The sequence below is a fragment of the Sphingobacteruim zhuxiongii genome (genome assembly GCF_009557615.1).
GTDB classification, from domain to species: Bacteria; Bacteroidota; Bacteroidia; order Sphingobacteriales; family Sphingobacteriaceae; genus Sphingobacterium; species Sphingobacterium zhuxiongii.
The window spans coordinates 3,406,705-3,425,947 of sequence record NZ_CP045652.1; the positions used below are offsets into that span (position 1 = coordinate 3,406,705).

General features: G+C 39.0%; 16 protein-coding genes. 11 read left to right on the forward strand and 5 right to left on the reverse strand.

The window, feature by feature from the left end; translation table 11 throughout:
- Positions 1-22 precede the first annotated feature (22 nt).
- The gene (locus GFH32_RS14400) at positions 23-2,239 is read right to left on the reverse strand and encodes a helix-turn-helix domain-containing protein (protein WP_153512256.1); all 2,217 of its coding nucleotides are present in this window, start codon (positions 2,237-2,239) and stop codon (positions 23-25) included.
- A 112-nt stretch (positions 2,240-2,351) separates the two neighbouring features.
- Here GFH32_RS14400 and GFH32_RS14405 point away from each other — a divergent pair, with 112 nt between their 5' ends.
- The 4 genes from GFH32_RS14405 (at position 2,352) to GFH32_RS14420 (ending at position 7,897) form a co-directional block, all read left to right on the forward strand.
- A complete protein-coding gene (locus tag GFH32_RS14405) occupies positions 2,352-2,858 on the forward strand; it encodes a cupin domain-containing protein (RefSeq protein ID WP_153512257.1) in 507 nt (168 codons plus the stop codon).
- Between the two features lie 276 nt (positions 2,859-3,134).
- Entirely contained in the window at positions 3,135-4,988 is a 1,854-nt protein-coding gene (locus GFH32_RS14410; protein WP_153512258.1) for a DNA topoisomerase IV subunit B, read from the forward strand.
- Between the two features lie 50 nt (positions 4,989-5,038).
- Positions 5,039-5,881, forward strand: a complete 843-nt coding sequence (purU, locus tag GFH32_RS14415) for a formyltetrahydrofolate deformylase (RefSeq protein WP_153512259.1) — start codon at positions 5,039-5,041, stop codon at positions 5,879-5,881.
- 234 nt (positions 5,882-6,115) lie between these two features.
- Entirely contained in the window at positions 6,116-7,897 is a 1,782-nt protein-coding gene (locus GFH32_RS14420) for a hypothetical protein (RefSeq protein WP_153512260.1), read from the forward strand.
- 74 nt (positions 7,898-7,971) lie between these two features.
- On the opposite strand, the gene GFH32_RS14425 is transcribed toward GFH32_RS14420, so the two are convergent.
- From GFH32_RS14425 to GFH32_RS14435, 3 genes are read right to left on the reverse strand one after another with little or no spacing between them, the layout of a single operon-like run.
- Positions 7,972-8,874, reverse strand: a complete 903-nt coding sequence (locus tag GFH32_RS14425) for a class I SAM-dependent methyltransferase (RefSeq protein WP_153512261.1) — start codon at positions 8,872-8,874, stop codon at positions 7,972-7,974.
- Between the two features lie 47 nt (positions 8,875-8,921).
- On the reverse strand, positions 8,922-9,680 hold the full coding sequence (locus tag GFH32_RS14430; protein WP_153512262.1) for an ABC transporter ATP-binding protein: 759 nt from the start codon (positions 9,678-9,680) through the stop codon (positions 8,922-8,924).
- A 4-nt stretch (positions 9,681-9,684) separates the two neighbouring features.
- Complete coding sequence (locus GFH32_RS14435; RefSeq protein ID WP_153512263.1) at positions 9,685-10,419, reverse strand: MlaE family ABC transporter permease; 735 nt, start codon at positions 10,417-10,419, stop codon at positions 9,685-9,687.
- Between the two features lie 209 nt (positions 10,420-10,628).
- Between GFH32_RS14435 and GFH32_RS14440 the strand changes: the two genes are divergently transcribed.
- Positions 10,629-11,561, forward strand: coding sequence for a LiaI-LiaF-like domain-containing protein (locus tag GFH32_RS14440; RefSeq protein WP_153512264.1), 933 nt, complete (start codon positions 10,629-10,631; stop codon positions 11,559-11,561).
- 26 nt (positions 11,562-11,587) lie between these two features.
- Complete coding sequence (gene ispG / locus GFH32_RS14445) at positions 11,588-13,600, forward strand: (E)-4-hydroxy-3-methylbut-2-enyl-diphosphate synthase (protein WP_153512265.1); 2,013 nt, start codon at positions 11,588-11,590, stop codon at positions 13,598-13,600.
- 129 nt (positions 13,601-13,729) lie between these two features.
- Here ispG and GFH32_RS14450 read toward each other — a convergent pair whose 3' ends face one another.
- Positions 13,730-14,509 (reverse strand): META domain-containing protein, encoded by a 780-nt coding sequence (locus tag GFH32_RS14450; RefSeq protein ID WP_153512266.1) that lies wholly within the window; start codon positions 14,507-14,509, stop codon positions 13,730-13,732.
- Positions 14,510-14,757: 248 nt separating this feature from the next.
- Here GFH32_RS14450 and nuoH point away from each other — a divergent pair, with 248 nt between their 5' ends.
- From nuoH to GFH32_RS14475, 5 genes are read left to right on the forward strand one after another with little or no spacing between them, the layout of a single operon-like run.
- The gene (gene nuoH, locus GFH32_RS14455; protein WP_153512267.1) at positions 14,758-15,831 is read left to right on the forward strand and encodes an NADH-quinone oxidoreductase subunit NuoH; all 1,074 of its coding nucleotides are present in this window, start codon (positions 14,758-14,760) and stop codon (positions 15,829-15,831) included.
- Between the two features lies 1 nt (position 15,832).
- Positions 15,833-16,396: a 4Fe-4S binding protein gene (locus tag GFH32_RS14460; RefSeq protein WP_228384148.1), complete on the forward strand. Its 564-nt coding sequence runs from the start codon at positions 15,833-15,835 to the stop codon at positions 16,394-16,396.
- Positions 16,396-16,938: an NADH-quinone oxidoreductase subunit J family protein gene (locus GFH32_RS14465; protein WP_153512268.1), complete on the forward strand. Its 543-nt coding sequence runs from the start codon at positions 16,396-16,398 to the stop codon at positions 16,936-16,938. The genes GFH32_RS14460 and GFH32_RS14465 overlap by 1 nt, the downstream gene beginning before the upstream one ends.
- Positions 16,935-17,240 (forward strand): NADH-quinone oxidoreductase subunit NuoK, encoded by a 306-nt coding sequence (gene nuoK / locus GFH32_RS14470; protein WP_153512269.1) that lies wholly within the window; start codon positions 16,935-16,937, stop codon positions 17,238-17,240. The genes GFH32_RS14465 and nuoK overlap by 4 nt, the downstream gene beginning before the upstream one ends.
- Positions 17,240-19,243: an NADH-quinone oxidoreductase subunit 5 family protein gene (locus GFH32_RS14475; protein ID WP_153512270.1), complete on the forward strand. Its 2,004-nt coding sequence runs from the start codon at positions 17,240-17,242 to the stop codon at positions 19,241-19,243. The genes nuoK and GFH32_RS14475 overlap by 1 nt, the downstream gene beginning before the upstream one ends.

A 19,243-nucleotide genomic window follows, 5' to 3' on the forward strand; every position in this document is an offset into this window, starting at 1 on the left:
AATATAAATATTTATAGCTATGCTAGGGCTTCTCGGCCAATATTTCAACATGTCGTTGTGCAATTCTTATCGCGGGATAATCCACGCTTGGCCCCAACATTGTCTTAAGTTCTAAAGTAGTCACCTCCGGATTTTGTTCAATTAATGTAACAATTTTTTGAAGCTCCTGCTCACTAACGAGATCGGTAGCTTCCAGGTCAGTGCCCATAAAATGAATGAGGTGTCCGTAAATAGTTCCAGCCACCATATTGCGTTTCTCGGCTATTTCAGCAATTTCCATCCCATCTTGAAACATCTCCAAGGTGATCGCTTTCGTATCCTGTTCCTTTTCAACGTCTGATTCTTTCGGAATATCATCTTTGGGCTTCGTCCAAGTCAGCAATTCCTCAGAAACTTGATCGTTCGATTTTGTCAATGCTTCTGCAATCGTTAAGCTATGTTTCAATTGTTCAAACTTACGTTTGAAATCTAGCAACAGTCCTTTCAGCAATGTAACGTATTTTTTCGTTCGCTTCTTCACTTTCCAGGCTTCCAAATGCTCCTCTAAAGCTTGTAAACAATCTTTCTCGAAGGTTGGCAAAAACCAATTAACGGCAGCTTTCGAGCGCTCACAAATCAATTCATAATCGATTTGATCTCGCTTACTCAACAAGCCATGTAATTGAGTCATAAATTTATTAGCTACTTGTTCCTGTGTTTTTAAAGCTTTTTGTATTCCCGTTAGAACGCCGATAGCTTCTTCCTTCTGCTCCATCTTCTTCTCACTATATTCTTCGATCAACTTTTCCAACTCGTCGGTTAATTGATGCCAGCGAAAACTATGTAGTAAGATTTGACCTAAATAGTTCTGTCTACTTTTCTGTAAAATATCGTCAAGATCACCCATAGCGGCCGTTTGCTTCATAAAACTGACAACTTGTAGATCTGTACGTATAGCGAAAGGACTAATCTTAGAGCGCAATACTAATCCATCTAGTCCGGTCAATCTACTCAACGCAACATATACCTGTCCAGCAGCAAAGGAAGTCCCAGCATCTACAATCGCCTTCTCAAAAGTCAAACCCTGACTTTTATGAATTGTTATCGCCCAAGCCAAACGCAGTGGAAATTGGGAAAACGTCCCTAATACCTCCTCTTCGATTTTATCATCCCCTTTATTGTAAGAATATCGAATATTCTCCCAAGTCTCCCGTTTTACTGTCACGTCTTCCTCATCATTGGGAAACGAAACAGTAACTTGATGTTTGTCCAGATTAATATCCTTTACGGTTCCTATCTTCCCATTATAATATCTTCGCTCTTCTCCTGTATCGTTCTTGATGAACATCACTTGAGCGCCAATGCGTAGACTGAGCATTTCATCTGCCGGAAACATCGACTGCCCAAAATCATCTTTTATCAACGATTTGATTTGATGCAGTTTCGTATCCAAGCTCATTAACTTCTCTTGATTAATCTGCTCGGCTAGTCTGTTATGAGAGGTTAACGTAATATATTGTTCATCTTTTTCAGGCACAAAATCCGCTTGAAAATGTGAATTTAACTGCTCCAATTCTGCTTCAGTAGTTTCGTTATTGCGAATACTGTTTAAAACACGAATGAAGGCATCATCTTGTTGGCGGTAAATTTTTTGCAATTCAATAACAATTGGCGGATGTTGCTTGAAGACTTTGGCGTCGAAGAAAAACATACTCTGATAATAGTCTTTCAATACCTGCCATTCTCGGTCTTGAACGACCGGTGGCAATTGATATAAATCGCCAATAAACAACACCTGAACCCCACCAAATGGTCTCATATCCCGTCGGACACTTTTTAAAATGGTATCAATAGCATCTAAAGTATCTGCACGCACCATGGAAACTTCGTCGATAACAAGCAGTTCCAACTCCTGAAGAATTGCTCGACGTTGCTTGGTAAGTTTGATTGTACTAAATAAACGATGCTTATTGTAAATAAATTGGTCGGCTTCCCCCCATTGTAATGGATAATCTTCAATGAATACCCCAAAAGGCAACCAGAATAAAGCATGTAATGTCGTTCCACCGGCATTCATGGCCGCGACACCAGTTGGTGCAGTGACAGCCATTTTTTTATAACTATTCTCCCGAATAAACTTTAAGAACGTCGTTTTACCGGTACCCGCTTTCCCTGTTAAGAAAATAGGTTGTTGTGTTTGATTGACGAAGGCAACGGCTTGAGCAAAGATATCGTTATCAGTATCAAATTTTTGAGACATAGCTTATGGAATTTCGATTACAAATATACGTGAATTCGCGTTAAGGACTTTCGTAATATGCTTGTATTAATTCAAAAGATATATTATCTTCACCGTGTAAACGTATATAACCATGGCATATATTGATAAAAATGATTTGTTCCAAGAGGTTGAAACAAAGTTAACCGAGAAAGGCTTTACGATTGAGCGTGTTGATCAAAACAGACCTTGGGGTGGCTTCTTTGTTATCAATGAGGAACAAGCTCAGGACTTCGCGAATGCATACTTTGAAGGCCTTGATGTTCAAGATTTAAAAATATCGGGCAAATTAAGTCCAAAGATTCTAATTGTTGGACCTAATAAACGCCTTTCATGGCAGTACCACCACAGACGTGCAGAGATCTGGCGCGTTATCCGTGGTGAGGTGGGTGTAGTAACCAGCCCGAATGATGAAGAGCATGAGCTAAAAATATTAAAAGAAGGAGAAACTATACGTTTAAGCCAAGGTGAAAGACATCGCTTGGTAGGTATGGAGTCATACGGTGTAGTTGCAGAAATCTGGCAACACACAGATGCAGCAAACCCTTCTGATGAGGACGATATCGTACGCGTACAAGACGATTTTGGACGCGGAGAATAATAAGTCTCTTTAAATAACAAGAAACGAGCTGACTATAATAGTAGCTCGTTTTTTGTTTCTAAAATTTCAGCCCAAAGCCAAACTCTTGTCAAACAAAAGCCGAAGCAGGTACGAACAAGCTCTACAAACAAGAGAAACATATATCCCAAGATTCCTCGTTCGGATACGCAGATCCTATGATTGTGAAGGATGCAAAAATAGCCTGCCCCACAGATAGCAAATACTCTTAACTTTTTTTATATTTTTGCATTGGTTCATTCAACTCAAGAGTAAATTATGACAACATATAACGAAGACAGTATACGATCACTCGATTGGAAAGAACATATCCGGCTAAGACCCGGTATGTATATTGGTAAATTGGGAGACGGTTCTGCTTACGACGATGGTATTTATGTATTGTTGAAAGAAGTCGTGGACAATTGTATCGATGAGTTCGTGATGGGTGCAGGAAAGACGATTGACATCACAGTAAATGACAATAAGGTTTCTGTACGTGACTATGGTCGCGGTATTCCGATTGGATCGGTTGTCGATGTTGTTTCTAAGATTAATACAGGAGGAAAATACGATAGTAAGGCATTCCAGAAATCTGTGGGCCTAAATGGTGTCGGAACGAAAGCCGTAAATGCTTTGTCTAACCAATTTACCGTGCAATCTTACCGTCAAGGACAAACACGTATTGCGCTATTTAGCAAAGGGGAACTCCTAACGGACGAACAAAAAGAGACCACACAACGGAACGGTACTTCGGTTACTTTCTATCCGGATGATTCGATCTTTAAAAACTACAAATACCGTTCGGAATTTGTAGAGAATATGATTTGGAATTATGTTTTTTTAAATTCTGGATTAACGATCAATTTCAACGGTCAAAAGTTTATATCGGAAAACGGCCTAAGAGATCTTTTGGAGCGTAATGTTGATACAGAAAGCATGCGTTATCCGATCATTCATTTGCGTGGTGAGGACATTGAAATTGCGATGACCCATGGGCAGCAATATGGTGAAGAGTATTATTCTTTCGTCAACGGACAACACACTACACAAGGAGGTACCCATCAGGCCGCTTTTCGTGAAGCTTTGGTGAAAACTATTCGCGAATTCTACAAAAAAGAATTTGATGCGTCAGATATCCGTGCGTCCATTATTGGAGCAATCGCTATTAAAGTACAAGAGCCTGTATTTGAATCGCAAACGAAAACAAAACTAGGTTCACAAAGCGTTGGTCCCGAAGGGCCTACAGTGCGTACGTTCATCAATGATTTTTTAAAGAAAGCCCTGGATGATTACCTACATAAGGATGCTGCAACTGCGGATGCCTTATTGAAGCGAATTATGCAATCTGAGCGTGAGCGTAAAGATATTGCAGGTATCAAGAAACTAGCGAATGAACGTGCGAAGAAAGCGTCTTTACATAACAGAAAATTAAGAGATTGTAAAATACACTTCAGCGATAAGCATGAACGTAACTTAGAAACTACCTTATTCATTACCGAGGGGGATTCCGCGAGTGGATCGATTACTAAATCCCGTGATGTGCAAACGCAAGCCGTATTCAGTTTAAAGGGAAAACCATTGAACTCCTATGGCTTAACGAAGAAAATTGTTTATGAAAATGAGGAGTTTAATTTGCTCCAACATGCGCTAAATATTGAGGATGGCATTGAAGGACTACGTTATAATAACATTGTTTTTGCAACAGATGCCGATGTCGATGGAATGCACATTCGCTTACTATTGATGACCTTTTTCTTGCAATTTTTCCCTGAACTTGTCAAAGCGGGGCACGTCTCTATTTTACAAACTCCGTTATTTCGCGTCCGCAATAAGAAGGAAACAATTTATTGCTATTCGGATGAGGAAAGACAGCGTGCTATCGCAAAATTGGGCAGCAAGCCAGAAATTACACGTTTCAAAGGTTTGGGTGAAATTTCACCTTCCGAATTTGGACTATTTATCGGAAATGACATGCGTTTAGAACCAGTTATTTTATCAAAAGACAATAAACTTTCACAGTTGTTGGAGTATTATATGGGTAAAAACACACCTGATCGTCAACAACACATTGTCAACAACCTGAGAATAGAAGTTGACTTAGAGGCCGAATTAGCTAAAGAAGCCTTTTAACCTATAAGGGGGAGGATTCCTCCCCTATTTATATTGCAACCTAACCTAAAATGCATAATCAAACCTTAATACTCATCCAATGTAAGGATGCTGTTGGCCTTGTTGCCATCATATCTAATGTTTTGGCTCAACATCAGCTCAATATCGTTGCTATGCGCGAATTTGTAGATGAAGTCGATCACAAATTCTTCGTACGCGTGGTCTGTACTGGACCGTTAAGTGATAAAGTGAGGTTACAAACTGACTTATCCGCCCAACTGCCAGATAGCACACAAATTACGATTAACCCGGATGTTCAAAAGAAGTTAGTTATTTTGGTTACGAAAGAACATCATTGCTTGGCGGATATTCTGGTTCGCTATTATTTCAAAACTTTACAAGCCGACGTTGCTGCCGTCATCGGTAATTACGATACACTTCAGCAGTTCACTGAAAAGTTCGATATACCATTCCATTATATCTCCCATGAAGGCATAACTAAAGAGGCGTTTGAATCCAACTTAGCAGAGGCAATTAAACCTTACCAACCGGACTATATTATTCTGGCTAAGTTTATGCGAATCCTTTCTCCGAGTTTTGTGAGTCAATTCAAAGGAAAATTGGTCAATATTCACCATTCATTCTTGCCTGCATTCATTGGTGCAAACCCTTATCAACAGGCTCACGACCGCGGTGTGAAAATTATCGGAGCAACCGCCCACTACGTTACGGACGACCTTGACGAAGGGCCAATTATAGTTCAAAACACCAAGTCAATTGATCATAGCTACGATGTACAACGTATGAGAACCGCAGGTAAGGAAATCGAAAAAGCCGTACTTGTTCGTGCAATTCAACTACTTACGGAAGATCGTGTTATGCTGAATGGCAATAAGACGATTGTGTTCAAATAATCGTAAGATTGAAATGGTTGTGGTATTAAATGGAATGTAGATGTATGTTTCTTTGGAGTTCACTAGATTTAAATCTGATGAACTAGCATTGAGCGATTACGCTCTAAATCCAATATATAGCACCAAATCACTCTTTTTCAATTTTCCAAAGTGACTTAAATCACTTTTCCATCTATGCTTCATTACTTTTTATGTGCATAAATATTCGCTATTTGCGACGCACAGATGAAGACGATGACCCACACATTTCACATTCCTGTTTTAGGATTAGCCTATTCCGTAGATACCCCATTAAAAGTAGCACAATACGGTATTTCCTCCGTAGTTTCTATTGTTGATGATGAGTTAGTCGAACGATTAAGAGCTTACTATAGCAGACTGAATAATTTAGGATACGAAGAGATTAAGAAACATGCTACGGATGCTCGCGCAAACCGCATAACTGCATATTTGAACTTATTAAAAGATTTAGTTGAGAAGCAGGTAAACCATATCAGACATAGCAATTGGTTGAAAGACGAACAGGCTGTTCAATATTTTAATCTGTTGCCAGACGGTGGTTTAAAACAGCTTTTTAAGCGCTGGATAAACTTAGAAGCTGGCAGAGAGAAAGAGACGCTTACCCAATCAATTCGGGCACAAATTACCCCTGGGGATATTGACGTTAATATCATGTCTAAAGTTGACAAGATAAACTATGATGCGAAGGGAGTTATGTTGGCGGAGCATTATTCAGATGCTTCTGCTGCGCTACGAGGTTTTGCAAACAGCGGATTACACTCGTCGATGGTTTTATCGGCCGGTATGAATCCCAGATTATATAGTTACCTAGCAGAGTTTCCAGCCTTTATGCCGAATAGCGCTGGGAAATTCGATAAGAAGATTACTTTGAAGGTTTCCGATTATCGATCTGCATTAATTCAAGCTAAGTTTTTAGCGAAGAGAGGTATTTGGATTTCTGAATACCGTATCGAATCGGGCTTAAATTGTGGAGGACATGCGTTTGCCACCGAGGGCTTCCTATTGGGCCCGATTCTAGAAGAATTTAAGACTAATAAACAACATATTATCCAAGAAGTTCTGCCATTGTACCAACAAGCTTTGACAGAACGAGGGATTGCCTTTAACGAGACCCCGGAGCTGAAGATTACAGTTCAAGGCGGTGTAGGCACAAATCGGGAGCACCAGTTTTTATTGAATTACTATGGTGTAGATCAAGTAGGCTGGGGTTCCCCATTTTTATTGGTTCCAGAAGCGACGACCGTCGATGAAGAAACTTTACAAAATTTAGCAAATGCGCAAGCTTCTGATTTTTATATCAGCGACGCTTCACCACTAGGCGTTCCATTTAACAATTTTAGAAAGAGCACAGCCGAAAGAAGCCGACTAGAGCGTATTGAACAAGGTAAACCGGGCTTTCCTTGTACAAAGAAATACTTGGTTTCGAATAATGAATGTGGTGAAGAATTAGTGTGTACGGCCTCCCGTCAGTATCAAAACCAAAAGATTAAGGAATTGAAATCAGCTGAAATTACGGGAGAAGCATATCAGCAAGCTTTCAACAAGATTGTTGAAAAGCAATGTTTATGTGAAGGTCTCGCGACACCTGCCTACCTTAAATACGATATCCTAAAACCTAGAGAGCGACGTGCTGTCGCGATTTGCCCCGGACCAAATACAGCTTATTTCAACAAGGTCTACACATTAAATGAAATGGTAGATCATATATACGGGCGAATAAACGTCTTAAAAAACGTGGAACGTCCTTCGTTTTTCGTAAATGAATTAGAGCTATATGTCAATCATTTGAAAACTTACATCCAAAACAATGTAACGGACCTAGACATTAAGAAGAAGAAATACATCAATAAATTCAATGCGCAACTCTTGGATGGCATTGCCTATTACCGAAAATTGCAAGAGCAAGCTCAACAAGCCTTTGGAGAGTCTAAAGCTAGTTTTTTTGAGCAACTAAGAATTTATGAGATGCAATTAAAACCCCTTGTCGTAGAATAAAACGGAGTTTATTAAGAATAAGATACTGTGAATTTAGAATTGTAGGAATTGGCCATCGTAATTGATGGCCTTTTCTATTTTGCTATTTTTCTAAACTTACCAAAAACTCCCAATGGAAGTTTTGGTCCTGCAGTTGCCTGTAGGAAAAGTTCTCCAATTTCTAAATTTTCTACTTGAGGATAAGAAGTTCGGATTAGATTTTCGACAATGACTGAAGAAAATCCTAAAGAGTATGTATTCAGGATAAGAAAATGTTCTTTCGGATCAAGAAGCTGTACAACATCTTTCATCATCTCCATAATATGATCTTCCAATTTCCACTTCTCCCCTTTTGGACCATGTCCATAAGCAGGAGGATCAAGGATAATCCCATTATACGTATTCCCTCGCTTAAGCTCTCTTTTCACAAACTTTAAGGCATCTTCTACCACCCAACGAATGTCTTTGATTTCCGACAATTCTTGGTTTTCATTTGCCCAGGTAACCACTTGCTTAATGGAATCTACGTGCGTTGTATCAGCACCTGCTGCTTTCGCAATCAATGAAGCGCCTCCAGTATAGGCGAATAAGTTTAAGACTTTCGGTGTTGCAGTTTTAAAAGATTTGATAGAATTGGAAATATAATCCCAATTGACCGCTTGTTCAGGGAAAATACCGACATGCTTAAAAGAAGTTAAGCCTAAGCGAAACCTAATTAATACATCATTATTTTTGTATTCAATATGCCAGCGATCGGCTGTCTTTGGATTCTTTTTCAACCATTCTCCCGACGTTGCGGAGCGTCCCTTAAATTTGATGTGGTATCTCTTATTCCACTCAGCTTCTGAAAGACTCTTTGGCCATACGGCCTGTGGTTCAGGGCGAATAAGAATTAATTCTCCGAAGCGTTCTAATTTCTCAAAATCGCCACAGTCGATTAGTTCATAGTCTTTCCAGTGTTGTGGAGTTAGTAGTTGTATTTGCGTTGAAGTGTTCAAAGTATTAATTTTCTGCAAAGATAGAAATTTAGAGTAAAGAATGACTTTTATTGCTTGATGGTATCTCTTGCTGCTTTCATCAATGGACTTGCAAACACGAAATCATTTAACTCTTTATTATCGGATTTCAACATATCCTGATTCGATCCCTCCCAATATTTTTGTCCTTTAAATAAAAACAAGATATACTCTCCAATACCCATTACCGAATTCATATCATGTGTTACCACAACAGTCGTACATTTGAATTCTTCTGTTAAGTCTTGGATTAATTCATCAATCAATATGGAAGTAGCTGGATCTAAACCTGAGTTCGGTTCATCACAGAATAGGTATTTTGGGTTCATGCTAATCGCGCGAGCGATTCCGACCCTTTTTTTCATTCCTCCAGAAAGTTCAGAAGGAAATAAATCGTTCTTACCAGCAAGATTCACGCGTTCTAAACAGAAATTTGCACGCTCTACTTTCTCCTTACGACTCATCTCAGTAAACATGTCTAATGAGAATACGATGTTTTGCTCTACAGTCATGGAATCAAATAGTGCGGAATTCTGAAATAGCATCCCTATCTCTTTACGAATTGGCACTTTCTCTTCGAAGCTCATTTTAGTAAACTCATCGCCATCAAAGTACACTTTACCCTGAGTCGGTTCATGCAGCCCTACAATACACTTAAGCAAGGTACTCTTTCCTGATCCAGATCCCCCGATGATTAAACTAACTTTACCGGGTTCAAAAACCGCATCAATACCGGTTAATACATGATTACTACCAAAAGATTTATGTATGTTCTTAACTTCAATCATCGTCTTATAACATTAATGCTGTAATAATATAATCACATGCTAGGATAGAAATACATCCTATCACCACTGCACGAGTTCCGGCTTGCCCTACTTCTAAGGCACCACCACGAACATAAAAGCCCTTATAAGCGGGTACTGAAGTAATAATAAAACCAAAGACAAATGCTTTTACCATGGCTACAGCAATCGTAAAACCATTAAAACCACCCTGAATACCTTCAATGTAATCATCTGCACTTACGGCACCTGATAATACTCCACCGAGTAAACCGCCAATCAATGCACAACCGATAGCAATGGTGACAAGAACTGGCACCATAATAGCCCCTGCAAGAATTTTAGGTAGGATTAAGTATCCGGCGGCATTAATTCCCATAATTTCAAGGGCATCAATTTGCTCGGTAACACGCATCGATCCGATTTGCGAAGAAATTGAACTACCAACCTTTCCCATCAGTACTAATGCTGAGATCGTAGGACCTAATTCTAGAATATTGGAATCCCTGTTAATCTGTCCAATAACAGAACTTGGAATAAGATCAGAAACTAATTGAAAGGCAATTTGCATGGTCATTACCGCACCAATGAAAGTCGATATAATGACGATAAGTCCAACCGAACCTACGCCAATCTCGTTCATTTCGTGAAGTATTTCTTTGATGTATATTTTCCATTTTTCAGGTTTCCGGAAAACCTTCTTCAATAGTAACAGGTACTCACCAAAATAGTAAAATATCATACGTTGGAATTATTACGTTTTATTATTCTAAGTCTTTTTTTAACGTGGCGAAGAACAATTTGTTTTCATTTTTTCAATATACAAATTAGTCTCGACTATTTTCACCGACAAATCTAATTGATTTACCGAAAATATCCCTAGCATAACCTATTTTAAGTGATTTAATTTGTATTATCGTAGTAGTTTTGGAAGAACAAAGCAAACTAAAAATGAACAATAAAGTAGCATCAGGTATATGGTTCGTATTCATCGGACTGGTATTATTACTTCACAATTTCCATGTCATCGACTTTCATTTCTTGCAAGTCTTAAAATTCTGGCCACTCTTATTGGTTTCAATTGGGATAAACCTGTTGTTACAAAACAGACCGTACAGCACCTATTTGATCGCCGGAATCAACATCTTATTATGTGGATTTGTATTCTTCAAAGGAATAACTGACAACCCTTCTTCAAGAACCACTATTGAAAGCGTATTTGAGAACAGTATTACGGTTAATAATGGCGAGGAAGATAATCATACTTACAGCAAAAAGGTAAGTGCAGATTTTTCGGACGCTATTGAAGAAGCAAGCCTAACCATCAATGGGGGCGCTGCAAAATATAGATTTACTACGAAAGCAGACTCAAGCATCCTATTTAGTGGCGCAACGAACGCTAATAACATGAAGTTAAACTTAGAGAAAACGGGCTCTGTTAAAAGCAACCTAGAGCTGAATTCTAGCATAGAAGGAACTGGAAAAAGTAATAGTTTTGTTGATTTAATGCTAAACGAGGCTCCAATTTGGAATTTCGAGTTTAACGTAGGAGCCGCTGCCTTAGAGGGAGACTTTAAGAACTTGAAGATAAAACGCCTAGAGTTGAATTCTGGTGCTAGTAAAATGAGTTTGACCTTACCTAATCCTCAAATCGGCACATCGGAACTCGAGATCAATACAGCTGCTTCTCAGGTACACTTGCAAATTCCTAAGGGCGTACCATGCCGCGTAGAATACGATAGTATCATCTCAAACAACAAATTGGAAGACATTGATGAAAAAGATGGCGATGTACGTCAATCATCAGGATATGATCAAGCAGCAAACCGTTATAACATCGTAATCTCTGGCGCAGCAAATTCCTTGACTATCGTTCGCTATTAATAGAAATTAGCTAACTTTGCAAGAGCATGGATAGTATTAAAGCAGCACAATTGGGAGGTAGCTATTGCAACTCCAAAACTACCTATAGTAGATTCTTAACCCGCGAGGTAAATATAGGTGATATTCCTATGGGGGCGCATCATCCGATTCGTATTCAAAGTATGACTACCGTCGATACGATGAACACCTTAGGGTCTGTCGAGCAGACAATCAAAATGGTAGATGCTGGCTGCGAATATGTTCGTATTACAGCGCCAAGCATTAAAGAGGCGGAAAATCTAGCCAACATTAAGAATGAGCTACGGAAACGAGGTTATCAAGTGCCATTGGTTGCTGATATTCACTTTACGCCGAATGCTGCCGAGGTTGCTGCACGCATTGTTGAAAAAGTACGTGTTAATCCAGGTAATTACGCTGATAAGAAGAAATTTGATCAAATAGATTATACGGATCTTGCTTACCAAGCTGAACTAGAACGTATCTACAAAAAATTCGCTCCGCTCGTTAAAATCTGTAAAGAATATGGTACAGCGATGCGTATTGGAACCAATCACGGTTCACTTTCAGATCGTATCATGAGCCGTTACGGTGATACACCCGAGGGAATGGTAGAATCAGCGCTAGAGTTTATGCGGATCTGTGAGGATTTAAATTACTACAATCTTGTTGTTTCGATGAAATCCTCAAATCCTCAGGTTATGGTTCAAGCTTATCGTCTACTTGTGGAAAAGATGGTTGCCGAAAACATGAACTATCCATTACATTTAGGGGTAACAGAAGCAGGCGATGGAGAAGATGGTCGTATTAAATCAGCTGTTGGTATTGGAACCTTATTAGAGGATGGTCTTGGTGATACCGTTCGTGTTTCGTTAACCGAGGAACCAGAGAAAGAAGCTCCTGTTGCTATTGCATTGGTTAATCGCTATGCAAGACGGGAAAAGCAAATTCTGGAGACTCCACAACGTGAAATTTTACGTTTAAACAATCAGATTGATACAAAGGCCTATGAGGCTAAGGAAGTCAATGCATTTATTGGCGGTTCTTTAGTTCCACGTGTCGTTGTTGATATATCACAGAAGAACCTAAAAGATCCTTTTATTTTAAGTGATGTAGGTTATAAATACGATGCGATTTTAGACAAATATCATATGGGCGATCAGTCTGTAGATTTTGTCTATTTGGGCGACGGATTGCCCTCCTTTACAATGCCGGGCAACCTTAAACAACTTTACAATTACGCGACTTGGTTAAAGTTAGCAGATAAAACGAATATTCATCCGGTATTTGCTCTGCAAGAGTATATCGATGCCTCGATTAAAGACCCTGTTTTAAATTTGGTTCACTTATCAAATGATGATTTAGCAGGTGAGTCTTTCTCGCAACTCCCCCTGGACGAAACGATTGTTTTTGTCTTAGAAACTACGCATGTGCATGGAATGGCTGATCAGCGCCAATTCTTTGCAAATTTACAGGAGATTGGATTAGAGAATCCTGTTATCATTAAGCGGAGTTATCCAAAGAGTGAGTTTTCTGGTCCCGTTGGCGATGTCATGAGTCCAGAGGAGCCAATTTCAAAAATCCAGTTGTATGCAGCAACAGATCTAGGAGCATTACTAATTGACGGTTTGGGCTCCGGGATTTGGATTGATAGCGAAGCCACTCCTACCGACAACCTATGCTCTATATCATTTGGAATATTACAAGCGACGCGATCTAGAATCTCTAAAACAGAGTACATTTCCTGTCCTAGCTGTGGAAGAACACTTTTCGACCTACAAGAGACCACACAAATGGTAAGAAGTCGTACCAACCATCTAAAAGGTCTGAAGATCGCTATTATGGGATGTATTGTGAATGGCCCAGGTGAAATGGCGGATGCGGATTATGGATATGTAGGCGCAGGACCAGATAAAATTACTCTTTACCGCAGTAAAGAAGTTGTAAAAAGGAACGTGAGTTCAGCAAAGGCTTTGGATGAACTTATCGATATCATTAAATCGGATGGTCTCTGGATAGAGGAAAACGAAGTAGGGGTCTAAAGAAAATCTCCATCTATGTGGAGCGTTAAAGTTTGCAATGCGAACTTCTTACTATTAAAAAATAAAAAAGACGCCTTCTGGCGTCTTTTTACATATAGTCACTTATTAACAAGTTTAGCAAATATTGTGTTAATTACTCTTTTTAAATCTCATCACAGCAATATCGCCAATAATTAAAGTTAGCGTATTATCGTGCACACTAAGCACATTAACTTTCTGTAGTGTTTCGAAATATAATGCTTCTCCATTTCCCGGACAAGCCATACGAGTCGAAGCTACAGGTCCAAATTTTACATTTCTTCCATTCACTTCTACCGAACCGTTATAGTTATTACAACCGCCTTTTCCATTCACTTTCTTTGCCCCAAGATCAAAATTGATTGTTGGCTTTCCTTGTGGAAACAATTCATTGAATGCGACATTAGATCCGTGAATGTAATCAAGTTCCCAAGTCCCTGAAAGTTCACTTTCGGTCTCTACTGCTTTGAATTTCGCTAATTCAGTCCCGCCCTTGTAAAACACTAAAAATCCATCTTCAACTGTATACTTTGTCGTTGCGTTGATTGCCTTGATTACACGCTGATCAATTTCCATATCATCGCATGCCATCATCGTGGACATGCCTTGTGTAAATTTAATCGCACCGGCCTTCTTACTTAGTGAATAAGCTCCATTTAATGTATTACATCCACCAACAACTGCGTAGCGATTCTCTTCAGGAAGGAAGGAAAGGTGAATAGTTCGCTTAGTGATTTCTGAAATAGCTTTCGATTCCAATTCAATCAGTTGCCATTTATACCCTGTTAATTGCGCAATGTTACGACCATCTTCTGTCATATTTTTACTTGTTGAACAACTTGCAAACAATAATGTAAATACGGCAAGCATGCTTAAAATAGATTGTTTCATATATAACCTTTATTAAATTCTTCTATTAATACCTTAATTGATACGATTAGTTTTAGCAATACGCTACACAAACTTTGTAATTTTGAATAACTAATAGGCGAAATGCAACGATTCTGCCCTATCAGCGTTATGCAAATAGCACGCCAATAAATAATCTACCAAGTTGGTATATTTTTTTATTTAGTATCGCTTATTTGCCTCGATTTACGTATGTTTGTAGCTAATTAAGAATTATTCTAAGAAGCAGCTTGGACTCCTTATTCATTTATATTCTTGTACCTGTAGCCATATTTTCATTTATTGCGCTATTCACGCTTTTTGCAGTTTATGCAGAGCGTAAGATTGCGGGTTTCGTACAAGATCGATTAGGCCCCATGGAAACAGGAAAATATGGTTTACTTCAAACTATAGCTGATATTCTGAAGCTCCTTCAAAAAGAGCTAATCACTCCTGCTGCTGCTGATCGAATTTTATTCGCAATCGCTCCTATCGTTATTTTTGTCGCCGTCTTTATCGGTTTCAGTGTTGTTCCCTGGGCTTCTGACTTTATGCCTTCTAATGTTAACACGGGATTATTCTTTTTAATGGCCGTGGTTTCGATTGATGCAATAGGCATTTTGATGGCCGGATGGGGTTCAAACAATAAGTATTCACTTCTAGGATCAATACGAGCTATTTCTCAGATGATTTCTTATGAATTGCCTGTAGGACTTACATTGATTTCTGCGGTCATGATTACGCAGACACTTAATTTAAATGATATCGCCTTAGGACAGGGAATACTGTCAACACAAGATATATATTTCTTAGGTTTTTGGAAAGTAAATGATGTTGGTGGTCTTTTGGCTTGGAATATTTTTCAAGCACCTCATTTATTGATCAGCTATCTTATATTTTTCATTGCTACACTGGCCGAATGTAATCGAGCACCGTTCGATATTCCAGAGGCCGAAAGTGAACTTATTGGCGGATTCCATACCGAATACGGAGGGATTCGATTTGCATTTATCTTTTTGGCGGAATACGCCATGATGTTTTTAGTTGCAATGCTTGGCGTTGTAATTTTCTTAGGTGGTTGGAATACACCACTTCCAAATATTGGTATAGTTCGACTAGCCGACTGGACAACGGGATTATATTGGGGAATCTTTTGGACCTTGATTAAATCGCTGATCATAGTTGCTATTCAAATCTGGATACGATGGACTCTTCCACGTTTTCGTGCCGATCAATTAATGACTTTGTGTTGGAAAATCTTGATTCCAGTAGCCTTCATTTGTATGGCAATTTCTGGAATTTGGAGAATAATGGTAATGATATAAGGTGATAGTAAAGACGACTATACAAGGACTTTTGACTGCTTTAAAGGGGCTGACGCTTACCATTAAACACCTTTTTAATGCGCGTACCTCTCGGAAAACAAAAGATATTAGAAACCCTAACTATTTTTCTGAGCAGGATGGGGTGACAACTGTTCAATTTCCAAAGGAGAAGATGCCTATCCCTGAAGTTGCTCGCTATCAATTAGAGGTCGAGATTGATGATTGTATCGTCTGCGATCTTTGTGCTAAAGCCTGCCCAGTAGATTGTATTGCAATTGAATCAATAAAAGCAACGGAAGCAATTGGCAAAACTTCGGATGGTAGCGTGAAACGACTATATGCCGCGCAATTTGATATTGACATGGCGAAATGCATGTACTGTGGCCTGTGTACTGTTGTTTGTCCCACAGAATGTATCACCATGACCGATCAATATGACAAGAGCACAACGAAATTAACGGATTTGATATACGGCTTTTCAGAGATGAGCGAAGAAGAAATCTCGAAAAGAAAATTAGAATGGACCAAGTTTCAAGCTGAAAAGGAGGCGGCTAAATCAAAATAATGGAATTAGCTTTTTTTTACGCGTTCGCCGCTTTGGCGATTGGTTCTGCCCTACTCATTGTTAGCTTAAAGAACACTGCACGAGCTTTATTTCTATTTTTTGTGATGTTGTTTGCGATGGCGGGATTGTTTTTATTTGCCCTTGCTGATTTTGTTGCGATCACACAAATCTTAGTCTATGTTGGAGGTGTATTGATCTTAATGATCTTTGCCTTTATGCTTTCCAACAAAGAGCTCCTTGCAGACCTTCAGAATACGAATCGCCAATTCTTATCTCTGCCCAATTGGCAATCACTACTATTAGCAATTGGATTTTTTGCAGTATTGATCTATGGAATTTGGGAGTGGCAACAAAATACACCAATTTGGATAACAGAGAATATTCGTTCAGGCGAAATCATAAAATCTTCAGATAATAATATTCAGAATCTAGGCGTACACTTTATGACGAAGTATTTACTTCCATTTGAAGTAATCTCAATCTTTCTATTAGTTGCCTTAATTGGTGCTGCGCACCTTTCTAGAAAGGAGGATCAGGCTTGATTACCATAACACACTTTCTGATTGTTTCTGCCATTTTATTCAGTATTGGCCTTTATGCTATTATCGCTAAGCGTAATGCTATTATGATATTGATAGGTATCGAATTAATTATCAATGCTGCGATATTGAACTTTGTCGCTTTCGGGAAATATGACAAAGTCAATTATGCTGGACAGATCTTCGCTTTATTTGCTATTGTTTTAGCAGCAGCTGCAGTTGCAGTTGGTTTAGCGATTATTTTGACAGTATATAGAAAATACAAAACTATCAATCCTGATAAAATAACCGACTTGAGAGACTAATGTCTATTTTGGAGAACATATCGCCTATTTATGCCGCTATTATAGTGGTCGCTTTGCCGTTCGCAGCTTTTATCATTCAGGCTATATTGGGTAAAAAATCTCAGTCGGGAAACATATCGTTGATAGCGATATCCTTGAGTACCTTAATCAGTTTGGTTTTTGTATTTGCAGAGATATGGCAGAATATTCCGCGAAGCGCCACACAACCTTGGTTTACTATTGGTGTAAACACCTTTACGGTAGGTATTCTATTAAATAATTTGACGGTGCTAATGCAGCTCATCGTTTGTGTTATCGCATTGCCTGTCCACATTTACTCTCGATCCTACATGAAAGGCGATCCTGGCATACATCGCTATTGGATGTATCTAAGTTTATTTTGCTTTGCCATGCTAGGTCTTACTATTTCCAAGAACCTCTTCATGATGTATATCTTTTGGGAGTTGGTGGGATTTGCGTCTTATTTACTTATCGGATTTTGGTTTACTAAAGAAAGCGCTGTTCAAGCGAATAAGAAAGCTTTTCTCATCAATAGAATTGGTGACCTTGGATTCTTGATTGGAATTGCCTGTGTATTCACCATGTACGGCAGTTTAGATTTAGTGGAATTATTTGGAAAGGAAGGCTTATTTTACGAAAAGCATATTGACAATCCTGTCTTAATAAGTATGGCTGGACTCGGCTTTTTCCTTGGTGCAATGGCTAAATCAGCTCAATTTCCATTACATGTTTGGTTACCCGATGCCATGGAAGGCCCAACAGCGGTATCCTCACTGATCCACGCTGCTACGATGGTTGCCGCAGGTATATTTTTGCTGAGCAGTGTATTTCCGCTATTCAATCAAACCGTCCTACTATGCATAGCGGTTATCGGAGCAATTACCGCTGCGCTATCTGCTTATTTTGCGCTCGCCCAAACCGATATCAAAAGAATATTAGCCTTCTCTACCATATCTCAATTAGGATTTATGATGGTCGCTATTGGCGTAGGCGCATGGGATGCAGCAATGTTCCATCTCGTTACTCACGCATTTTTTAAATGTCTTCTATTCTTAGGAGCTGGTGCTGTTATCCATGAAATGGCGCATTTGAAGCATGATTCTCAACTAGATTTTGATCCTCAAAACATCAACAATATGGGCGGATTAAGAAAATATATGCCCAAAACATTTATCCTGATGTGCATTGCATCTTTAGCGTTAGCCGGTTTTCCATTAACTTCAGGTTTTCTATCTAAAGACGCAATCCTTATTTCGACATTCGAATGGGCAATAGAACAAGGGCCGGCTTATTTGCTTATCCCGATTACTTTAACCCTTGTGAGCATCTTAACAGCCTTCTATATCGGAAGATTGATATTTAAAGTATTCTTCGGAAGTTTCAAGTTGAACTTAGCCCATGTGTCTTTACACGATGCAAATAAAACGATGCTATGGCCAATGACATTCTTAGGTGTATGTTCATTGTTTTTCGTTTTTTCTCTGAATCCGATATCCTATCATGAGGCGAAGATCTTGAATGGCTTCTATGTGGATTATGGGTTTGCAGAAATACATAGCTTACATATCCTTATTCCTATTGGATTAACATTAGCAAGTACGTTAGCGTGGATTATTGGATGGAAGTGGTATGTGAAGGGCAACTACCCGTTGAACGCAAATGGGAAAGCAATAACCTTTTCATTGAATCAAGGATATATCAATCAGTTTTACCAAAACACATTTGTTGAAGGAACGTTGAAATTAAGTAAAGGTTTGTATTGGTTTGACAGAACGATTATCGACGGACTGGTAAATCTTTTAGGAACAGTAGTTCAATCAATGGGGCGAATGTCCGCATGGATTGACAAATACATTGTTGATGGATTCATCAATACGCTTGGGCAAACCACCTACTATATCGGACACTTGCTACGTTGGGTACAAAATGGACGATTGCAAAACTACTTAGGTTTTGCCTTTACGGTTTTATTAATTGGAATAATTTATTTGATATTAACATAA

What these genes read in the sequence shown, in the direction of transcription:
- GFH32_RS14400 (WP_153512256.1), bottom strand. Translation starts at nt 2,239, where the DNA reads ATGTCTCAAAAATTTGATACTGATAACGATATCTTTGCTCAAGCCGTT.
- GFH32_RS14405 (WP_153512257.1), top strand. Translation starts at nt 2,352, where the DNA reads ATGGCATATATTGATAAAAATGATTTGTTCCAAGAGGTTGAAACAAAG.
- GFH32_RS14410 (WP_153512258.1), top strand. Translation starts at nt 3,135, where the DNA reads ATGACAACATATAACGAAGACAGTATACGATCACTCGATTGGAAAGAA.
- purU (WP_153512259.1), top strand. Translation starts at nt 5,039, where the DNA reads ATGCATAATCAAACCTTAATACTCATCCAATGTAAGGATGCTGTTGGC.
- GFH32_RS14420 (WP_153512260.1), top strand. Translation starts at nt 6,116, where the DNA reads ATGACCCACACATTTCACATTCCTGTTTTAGGATTAGCCTATTCCGTA.
- GFH32_RS14430 (WP_153512262.1), bottom strand. Translation starts at nt 9,680, where the DNA reads ATGATTGAAGTTAAGAACATACATAAATCTTTTGGTAGTAATCATGTA.
- GFH32_RS14435 (WP_153512263.1), bottom strand. Translation starts at nt 10,419, where the DNA reads ATGATATTTTACTATTTTGGTGAGTACCTGTTACTATTGAAGAAGGTT.
- GFH32_RS14440 (WP_153512264.1), top strand. Translation starts at nt 10,629, where the DNA reads ATGAACAATAAAGTAGCATCAGGTATATGGTTCGTATTCATCGGACTG.
- ispG (WP_153512265.1), top strand. Translation starts at nt 11,588, where the DNA reads ATGGATAGTATTAAAGCAGCACAATTGGGAGGTAGCTATTGCAACTCC.
- GFH32_RS14450 (WP_153512266.1), bottom strand. Translation starts at nt 14,509, where the DNA reads ATGAAACAATCTATTTTAAGCATGCTTGCCGTATTTACATTATTGTTT.
- GFH32_RS14465 (WP_153512268.1), top strand. Translation starts at nt 16,396, where the DNA reads ATGGAATTAGCTTTTTTTTACGCGTTCGCCGCTTTGGCGATTGGTTCT.
- GFH32_RS14475 (WP_153512270.1), top strand. Translation starts at nt 17,240, where the DNA reads ATGTCTATTTTGGAGAACATATCGCCTATTTATGCCGCTATTATAGTG.